The organism is Veillonella caviae (assembly GCF_003992125.1).
GTDB classification, from domain to species: Bacteria; Bacillota; Negativicutes; order Veillonellales; family Veillonellaceae; genus Veillonella; species Veillonella caviae.
In genome coordinates this window covers 1-560 of the sequence record NZ_RQUY01000050.1, presented here as the reverse complement: position 1 = coordinate 560, position 560 = coordinate 1, and the positions used below count along the sequence as shown (strand labels likewise).

1 protein-coding gene is annotated in these 560 nt (G+C 35.0%); it reads right to left on the bottom strand.

Annotated elements, in window-relative coordinates:
- On the bottom strand, positions 1-412 hold a 412-nt coding region (locus tag EO120_RS09095; RefSeq protein WP_164725745.1), incomplete at its 3' end, for an IS1/IS1595 family N-terminal zinc-binding domain-containing protein.
- Positions 413-560 lie beyond the last annotated feature (148 nt).

The window sequence follows — 560 nt, the reverse complement described above, 5'->3', positions numbered from 1 at the left end:
CTGCTATACGGTTTAATAAAGCTTCCCACGCTCTAGCATTCTCATATCTACACAAATACCAACCTAATACATATGTATCATTACAAGCAATCAGTATACATGCCTTTCTAGCTAAGTAAATGCCATCTACATAAATAACCTTACTTGGCATCTCAACCTTAGGTGGCAATGCCCAATATTCCCAAAACATAGCAGTATGTCTCCGAAAAGAGCGACCTTGACCAACCATCCCCCTTTGCGTCCCCTTACTAAACAACCACGTTAAAAATGATTTAAATGATTGAACAGTCTTATCATAGCTATTGGTAAAGGTAAATTTACATTGCTTACAATGCCAACGTTGCGAATCATAACGTGTTTTCCCATACTTTTGACAAAAAAAGCCACAATTTGGACATCTAACTTGCTTCATAAAAGTGTTCCTCCTAAAAAATAAATCTTTAGAAATTTAAAACACTATTCTAGCTAGTAATAGCAAGGCTTTTCAAACTTTTTACCAACACCTTTTGTCCACCATTTAAAAATTACTAAACAATTTAAAAAGGCGATGCACTCAGTAA